4 protein-coding genes are annotated in these 8,182 nt (G+C 51.9%); 3 read left to right on the top strand and 1 reads right to left on the bottom strand.

Annotated features, from left to right (window positions below):
- Positions 1-293 precede the first annotated feature (293 nt).
- Positions 294-1,580 (bottom strand): DUF389 domain-containing protein, encoded by a 1,287-nt coding sequence (locus LKK83_RS03650; RefSeq protein WP_324629499.1) that lies wholly within the window; start codon positions 1,578-1,580, stop codon positions 294-296.
- A 94-nt stretch (positions 1,581-1,674) separates the two neighbouring features.
- Between LKK83_RS03650 and LKK83_RS03655 the strand changes: the two genes are divergently transcribed.
- The 3 genes from LKK83_RS03655 to LKK83_RS03665 form a co-directional block, all read left to right on the top strand.
- Positions 1,675-3,630, top strand: a complete 1,956-nt coding sequence (locus LKK83_RS03655) for a serine/threonine-protein kinase (protein ID WP_324629500.1) — start codon at positions 1,675-1,677, stop codon at positions 3,628-3,630.
- 96 nt (positions 3,631-3,726) lie between these two features.
- Positions 3,727-5,547 (top strand): WD40 repeat domain-containing serine/threonine-protein kinase, encoded by a 1,821-nt coding sequence (locus tag LKK83_RS03660; RefSeq protein ID WP_324629501.1) that lies wholly within the window; start codon positions 3,727-3,729, stop codon positions 5,545-5,547.
- Positions 5,548-5,924: 377 nt separating this feature from the next.
- Positions 5,925-8,182: filamentous hemagglutinin N-terminal domain-containing protein (locus LKK83_RS03665; protein ID WP_324629502.1), on the top strand; the 2,258-nt coding region annotated here is incomplete at its 3' end.

Here is an 8,182-nt window from a genome sequence, read left to right on the forward strand (position 1 = left end):
GGTTGTGTTGTACAAGTTTTCTAGTTTAACTCGCGAGGAGGTTCAAGAGATGATTGGGGTTAATGAATTTAAGCAGTGCTGACTTTATGAGGATATTAAGCTCGAAGGCAAGCAGGAAGGTAAGTTAGAACTGGTTCCTAAGTTGTTGGCGGGGGGGTTGAGTGTGGAGGAGATTGCAGAAATGATGGGGTTAAGGGTGGAGCAAGTGGGGCAGGTACCGGAAGAGTAGCCCGATCGCAGTTCTAGGGGGGTAGAAAAAGCGATCGCGCCGTAGTGGGGGCACACTCCCGAATCTACTGGGAGACGGGTGGGGGGTCGAGAACCGTGACCGAGACCAACGGCGTCACGTTCAAGCCGCGATCGCGAATTTGGGATTGAATCTCGCGGGTGAGGCGCTGACGAATCTGGTCGTCGGGCAAAGTCACGTTAGGCTGTCGCTGAACGTAAATCATCGTCAGCAGGGTATTCTGGCCTTTAATATTAGTTTTGGTAAAGCGAACTTCACTATCCACCAATTTGACCAGTTCGGTATTGTCCACCAGGGTACCGATATCGGCACTAATGCGCTGAGTGAGGCTAGAACGCTGAAAATTGGGCGTAGAGGAAAACTGCCAAGTCAGCAAACCGATTAAGGCGATCGCCGTGACTCCCAGATTCAGGGGAAACAGCATTTTCCGACCTCGGTCGTATCGCGCCCCGCGAACGTTGACCCCAAACAAGCGAAACACGAGAGCAGCAGAAAAATTAATCCCCACCAACTGTAGCAACACCAAAAATAACCCATTGACCGCCATATCCCAGCGCCCCAGTGCCCCTGCCATACCCACCAAACCTGCCGGGGGTGCCAGAGACGCCGCCACCAGAATCCCGATCGAGGCCCCGGAGACGAGACTGCTGCGGTCCGACTGAATCAAATTCAGCCCCCCTGCAGTTCCTGCCGATAGCGGTAGCAACACTGAAACGGCGGAAATTTCTGCCGTTTCCATCATCAAGGTGGTGGCACTCTGTTGCCGAAAAATCAGGGTGAGCAAGGCAGCAACCAGCATCGACACAGTAATCGCCGAAAAATATCGCAGCACACTGCGCCACAGGAGGGTGGTGTCTCCCCTGGCGGTGGCGATCGCCACATTCATCGCCGGACCGGCAAACGGTGCAATCAACATCGAGGCGGTAAGCAGATAAATGGTATTGGTAAATAATCCGATCCACACCACCACCGCGCCAATCACCGCATATCCGAGAAACCCGCGCCAAGACCCGACACTCTGCAACCCGGCCAAAAATATCTCCAGGGGGCTGCGTTCCGTGACATCGGTCACCTGGTCTGGGGCTTCTGATGGCGGGGGTTGCAATGCCATCACCCCCCGGGGAATCAAGGTAATGTGAACCTCCGGGATGGATTCGAGATCCTGGAGTAAATTCTCCACATTCTGATTCGCGATATGGAGGAAAACCACATCCACCGGCTGGCCCGAATCGGTAGCTTCAAACTGGATCGCATTGGCGGGATGATAGGGTTGAGCCGCTTCCATCACCGCTTTCCGACGCCCGCGCGGCACCCGAATCTGTAATTGACGCATAAAATCATCATTCCTTGTGCGATTTTCTGAGCTTAGGGTAGCGCAAGCCAAATCGGTCTGTAGAATAGATGCAGTGTGCCCAAAGCGATCGCCTATGAGCTATTGCCTCAATCCCCATTGCCCGAAACCCCATAATCCCGATAACGGCAATTTCTGTCAAAATTGCCGTTCTCCATTAGTCCTGAAAAACCATTACCGCGCCCTCAAACCCCTTGGCGAAGGCGGAATGGGTCGCACGTTTTTGGCGGTTGATGAGGATCGCCTCAATGCCCCCTGCGCCCTGAAACAGTTGTTGCCGGCCCGGGAAATTCAAGGGAATTCCCAAGCAATGGCAAAAGCAACCGAACTGTTTGAACAAGAAGCGCGCCTCCTACTTTACCTGGGAGAGCGTCATTCCCAGATTCCCACCCTGCTGGCGTATTTCGAACAAGACAAACGCTGGTATTTGGTGCAGCAATTGGTGGAAGGACGGGATTTGTGGCAGGAATTGCAACACGAAGGTGCCTTTAACGAAGCCAAAATCCGCGCTCTCTTGCTTGATTTGCTCCCGGTTCTTCAGTTTATCCACGACCATCAGGTGGTTCACCGCGATATCAAACCGATGAATATCATCCGCCGCAGTGCGTCTGCGGCAAGTATGGCGGGTTCGGTGGGTTCGGGTCAGTTGGTGCCGATCGATTTTGGCGTTTCAAAGCGCCTCAGTGCTGTGGGATTGAACAATACTGGCACCCGCACCGGCACGGAAGGCTATGCGCCCATCGAACAACTGCGCGGGGGACAGGCATTTCCGGCGAGCGATTTGTATAGCTTGGGGGTCACTTGCATTCAATTACTCTGCGATCGCCCCCTGAATGAATTGTATGACCCGATCGCCTCTATCTGGCGGTGGCGATCGCGTCTGTGGCAGCTCAATCGCACGGTTAGCGATGACCTAGCCTATATTTTAGATAAAATGCTGGAAGATTCTATCGAGCAGCGCTATCAATCTGCTGCCGAAATTATCGACGATCTGACTCCCCTTTCTGCGAAAAAACACGCCCCCCCCGTTGCGCCGCTGATGCCGCCTCCCACCCCTGCCGCTCCTCCGGTTGTGCCAACTCACAATTCTCCCCCAGATTTGTCAGTTTTGCCAGCCCAAAATTGGGAATGTTTGAATACTTTAATCGGGCATACAGGGGCAATTTATTCGGTGGCGATCGCCCCTGACGGTCAAACCATCGCTTCGGCAAGTGAAGATAAAACCATTAAAATTTGGGACGCAGAAACCGGAGAAATCCGACAGGAACTCACCCAACATTCCGCACCGGTAAACGCTCTTGCCATGACGCCCGATGGCAAACTGTTAATCTCCGCTAGTGCGGATAAAACCATTAAAATCTGGCAATTAGAAACCGGATTTTTGCTTCGCACCCTCACGGGACATTCCGGGGCAGTTCAGGCGATCGCCCTGAGTCCCGATGGCAAAACAATCGTTTCGGGCAGTGCGGATAAAACCATTAAAATTTGGCACCGGCAAACCGCGCAACTGAAAAAAACCTTAAAAGGACATACGCAAGCGGTGATTTCCCTGGCAATCAGTCCCGATGGCAAAATTATCGCCTCCGGAAGTGACGATCGCGCGGTAAAATTATGGCAGTCCAAGAATGGCAATCTGAAAACCACCTTAAATGGCCATAATGCATCGGTAAGCGCGATCGCTATCAGTTCCGATGGCCAAACTCTCGCCAGCGCCAGTGGCGACAAAACCATTCAAACCCGACAGTTAGATACCGGAAAATGGTTGGCCACGCCCAAAGCCCATTCTAGCGGATTTTGCGCGATCGCCTATGCCCCGAACCCCGACAATTTCACCGCCGCCGAAGGTCATATCCTTGCCAGTGGCGGCGACGATAAATCCGTGAAACTCTGGCATCAGGAAAGCGGCAACTTATTGCAAGTGTTTTCCGGACATTCCGATACCGTCTCTTGCTTGGCATTTGACCCGCAAGGTCGTACCCTGGTGAGTGGCAGTTCCGATAAAACCATTAAAATTTGGGGCGTCAATTCCTGATAACAATGAACCGAATCGCACAGATTATCTTCCCAGTCAACCAATCCCGTTGATTCTGCTATTATCCCGTTAGAATTTTACCGCCAGTTTATCAGTATGAGTTATTGCTTCAATCCGCACTGCCAAAAACCGCAAAATCCAGCCCAGAATAACTTTTGTCAAAATTGCGGGGCGAAACTGCTGCTGCGAGAACATTACCGGGCAATAAAACCCCTGGGAAATGGCACCTATAGCCGCACGTTTGTGGCGGTAGATGAGGATATTCCATCAAAACCCTTGTGCGTTATCAAGCAATTTTTTCCGCCTAGCCAAGGGGCAGACGTGCGGAAAGCGGCGGAATTATTTCAACGGGAAGCCGTGCAACTAGATAGGTTGGGAAACCATCCGCAAATCCCCCGGTTATTGGCTTATTTCCAACAAGATAAACGCCAATATTTGGTGCAAGAATTTATCGAAGGGGAAAATCTGGCGGTAGAGGTTCAAAAGCAAGGGGCATTTTCGGGCAACAAAATTATTGAATTGCTGGAACAATTGCTGCCAATTTTGGAATTCGTCCACCATCACCAAGTCATTCATCGGGATATCAAACCCGCGAATATTATTCGCCGCAGTGATGCATCGGTAAAAGCTGCTACCCGAGGGATGGAAGGGGGTAAAAATGAACTGGTATTGGTGGGATTTGGGTCGTCGAAAAAGCTACCCAATCGGGCGGTTTCTGGGAGTATGACAACGATTGGCAGTCCGGAATATACGGCAGATGAGCAGTTGGCGGGGAATCCGGTATTTGCGAGCGATTTATATAGTTTGGGGGTGACTTGTATTGAGTTGTTGACGCAAATGAGTCCGTTTAAATTGCGGTTGGGAAATACTTGGGCATGGCGAGAGTATTTGCCTCGTCCGATTGGGGGGTCTTTGGAGAGGATTTTGGATAAATTGTTGGCGTCGGATCTGGCGCAGCGCTATCCTTCGGCGGCGGAGGTTTTGCGGGATTTGGAACGGTTGCAACCCACCTCTTGGAAGTGTGTGGAAACTTTTGCTGCTAGCGATCGCGTCAAGTGTGTGGCAATTTCTCCCGATAGTCAGATTCTCGCCAGTGGGAGTGAAGATAATCGCATCCAATTGTGGTATCCGGGCAGCGGAAATTCGCCGGAAGTTTTAGGGAATTGGATGTCAGCACATTCGGGATGGGTACAGGCGATCGCCTTTAGTCCCGATGGGCGATTGTTAATCACTGGAAGTTGCGATCGCGCCCTGAAAGTGTGGGATTTAGGCACAAAAAAACTGCTGCGATCGCTGGGGGATTGGTTTGCCACTCACACCGGGTGGGTAAATGCAATCGCGATCGACCCTACGGGCAATCTGGTAGTTAGCGGTAGCGCCGATTGTACGATTAAAATTTGGACCGTTTCTTCTGGGAAGCAGGTACGGAGTATCAATGCCCACGATGCATGGGTAGAATCTGTGGCGATCGACCCGAGGGGGAAATTTATTGCCAGTGGCGGTGGCGATCGCCTTGTCAAACTGTGGGAATTATCCACCGGCAAACCGGTGGCAACTCTGGCGCAGCATACCGATGCGGTGGGTTGCGTGGCATTTAGCCCCGATGGGCAAATTCTCGCCTCGGGCAGTCGGGATAAAACCCTGAAATTATGGCAAGTGAGCAATGGGGAAGAATTAACCACCCTGACGCATTCCGACTGGATCGGTTGTGTGGCATTTAGCCCGCGATCGCCCCTGGTGGCGGCGGGGACCCGCAATGGCGCGATCGCCCTCGCTAACCCCTACACCGGCGAATCTCTCGCCATCCTCAAGGCCCATTCCGCCGCCGTAAATTCTGTAGCATTTAGCCCCAACTCCGAGGCGATCGTTTCCGGTAGCGCTGATGGAAGTATCAAAATTTGGCAACAGTCTGGATAATTTATACTCCCAAGGGGCAAGGGATTTAGCACTACGGGAAAATGTGATTTTTCTGTAGAAATTTTAGCCCTACAAACGGCTAGGAATTAACGCGCATCTTTCTCCAAAACAGGAGGGCATGATTTTCATTTTCCCGGGAATCACTCTGGCGGCTTTTTCAATTTTAATGAAGTTTTAATAAAAAAATGTTAGGTCCTAACAAGCAGGTGGTAAACTAAAATAAGAAACACCAATTGAAGATAAGCCCTCGCTGGTTAGTAGGGGGGCGATCGCATTCCCCTTACCAGGCATTCCCCACCGGATGGGCGACTATCGTTCCTCCCCCCCCCGAATGCTTGCCCGAACCCTAAAGCTACTCGGAAAACGCTGTTAAAAGAATGATGAAAAAGAATCAGTTTGGAGTCGGATGGTCGTTTCCCCTGCTGTTTGCCCTCATCTTTAGCGGGCAAACCGATGCCCACGCCCAAGCGATCGCCCCTGCAGTGGACGGAACCAATACCCAAGTAACCACAAACGGCAATCAGTTTGATATCCACGGCGGGCAATTGTCATCAGATGGGGCAAATCTTTTTCATAGTTTCGAACGATTTAACGTAAACCCCGGCGAGATTGCTAACTTTCAGTCCAATCCTTCCCTAGAAAATATTGTCGGGCGCGTGGTGGGAGGCGATGCATCGCGAATTCACGGGTTAATTCAGGTGACGGGAGGCAATGCTAACCTATTTTTAACCAATCCTACAGGCATTTTATTCGGTCCAAATGCGCGATTAAACGTACCCGGTGACTTTTTCGCCACCAGCGCTACGGGAATAGGGTTCGAGAATGGGAATTGGTTTCGCGCGATCGGGGACAATCAATGGGGAGAATTGGTAGGTGAACCGTCGCGCTTTGCATTTCCCGACGCAGCAGGGGCGATCGCCAATTTTGCTCATTTATCCGTACAACCCCAACGCAATTTAACCTTACTCGGCGGTAGCGTTCTCAATGCGGGCACTTTGTCTGCGCCTGGGGGAAATATCACCATCGCCGCCATTCCAGGCGAAAATCTGGTTCGCATTTCTCAACCCCATCATCTCCTCAGTTTAGAAGTAAACTCACATGATGCGGATTCCTCACTCAACTCTAATATTGCGCCGCTCTCATTGCCCGAATTGCTCACAGGGGGCGAGGGGATGCACGCCGATCGCGCCCGAGTGAACCCCGATGGCACCATTTTAATTGCCGGATCCGGCGTCAGTGTCGATCCGCAAACCGGGGACGCGATCGCCTCCGGAACCCTAGATGTGTCTGGCGGGCGCGGAAATATTAACCTCGGCGGAAACGCCAGCATCATGGGAAATCGCGTCGCTCTATTTGACGCTACAATCAATGCCTCTGGAACCCAGGGCGGCGGCAAGGTACTCGTCGGCGGCGACATCGGCGGGGGCACCCCAGAGCAACTGCAAGCTTCTCACACTCTCGTCGATCGCAATTCTCACATAAATTTAGATGCGATCGACAATGGCAACGGCGGCACAGCGGTTCTCTGGGGGAATAACATTACCCAATTTTATGGCAGCATTACCGCTCGAGGAGGGGCGAATCCGACGGCAAATTATCAACCCCAAAACGGCGGATTTGTAGAAATCTCCGGGCGCGAATTTTTAGAATTTAATGGCACAGTAAATACCCTCGCTACCCACGGAATCTCCGGAACCTTATTACTCGATCCGAGCGATATTGAAATTGTCAGCAGTGGCGGAAATACCACGGATTTAACCCAAGTAGATGAATTTCGGGATACGCCAGATTCTTCTAGCAGGATTGATGTGGAATTGATTAATAATGCTACCTCAAATGTCACCCTACAAGCAGACAATGATATTACTTTTAACGCCGCAGTCAATATCGCTACCAATGGGATTGGGTTAAATGCAGAAGCGGGCAACCGCATTGCAGTGAATCGCCGGATTCAAACCAACAATGGGCCAATTACCCTAACGGCAAATGGTTCGGCGGGGGGCGGAATTGAGGTATCTGCCAATAGTGGCGGGATTCATTCCGGCGGCGGGAATATTCGCTTGAGTGCCCCGAATAGTAATGCGACGGGAATTGGGATTCAAGCAGGTGAAATTGTCTCCAATGGCGGGAATGTAATTTTGAATTCATCTGCCGATATTGAAGCGATATCGATTGATGCGCGCGGCGGTAGCGATCGCCCGGGGGGAACTGTGGAAATCTCCACCGGCAGATTTCTCCGCATTATCGGCAATTTTAGCGATCGCAATGGCAATCCGATCGCCATTTCCACCGCCGGGGAACAGGGTATCGGTTCGATTACCATTCGCCACGGCGGAAATGGAGAAACACCGTTTGTAGTCGGCGATGCAAGTCGCAATGGAAGTCAGGGTGCGATCGTGACGGGAAGCGATGCGATCGCCAGCGGTACCTTTCTACAATCCACCAATCGCGGGCGAATTAACATTACCACCGCGATCGCCTCTCAACCTGCGCCACAAGAACCTGCGCCAAATCAGCAACCTGCGCCACAACAACCCGCGCCGCAACAACCCGCATCAAATCAACCCTCACAGAATCAACCGCCAGGGAATCAACAACCTCCCCCGAATCAACCCTCACAGAATCAACCGCCAGG

The sequence above is a fragment of the Phormidium sp. CCY1219 genome (assembly GCF_035615515.1).
Lineage (GTDB): Bacteria > Cyanobacteriota > Cyanobacteriia > Cyanobacteriales > Laspinemataceae > CCY1219.

Bases quoted from the DNA above. Each gene is read 5' to 3' on its own strand.
- LKK83_RS03655 (WP_324629500.1), top strand. From the start codon at position 1,675: ATGAGCTATTGCCTCAATCCCCATTGCCCGAAACCCCATAATCCCGAT.
- LKK83_RS03650 (WP_324629499.1), bottom strand. From the start codon at position 1,580: ATGCGTCAATTACAGATTCGGGTGCCGCGCGGGCGTCGGAAAGCGGTG.
- LKK83_RS03660 (WP_324629501.1), top strand. From the start codon at position 3,727: ATGAGTTATTGCTTCAATCCGCACTGCCAAAAACCGCAAAATCCAGCC.